We start from the raw sequence: 235 nt of genomic DNA on the forward strand, positions 1-235 counted from the left end.
GTCCTTGAAGGAGCTGCAGGAGATGGACAAGGATGACGAGAGTCTAACCAAGTACAAGAAAACACTGCTGGGAGATGTCCCTGTGGTAGCAGACCCAACAGTTCCCAATGTGACTGTTACCCGGCTTAGCCTTGTATGTGACAGTGCACCAGGACCCATCACCATGGACCTTACTGGGGATCTCGAGGCCCTCAAAAAGGATACATTTGTGCTAAAGGAAGGCATTGAATACAGG

The 235-nt window shown here is 50.2% G+C and carries 1 protein-coding gene; it reads left to right on the plus strand.

Features of this window, described 5'->3' with window-relative positions:
• Positions 1 to 4: 4 nt before the first annotated feature.
• Positions 5 to 235: hypothetical protein (locus E0702_RS18190; protein WP_306766947.1), on the plus strand; the 231-nt coding region annotated here is incomplete at its 3' end.

This window comes from Halomonas marinisediminis (assembly GCF_004347715.1).
GTDB lineage: Bacteria > Pseudomonadota > Gammaproteobacteria > Pseudomonadales > Halomonadaceae > Halomonas > Halomonas icarae.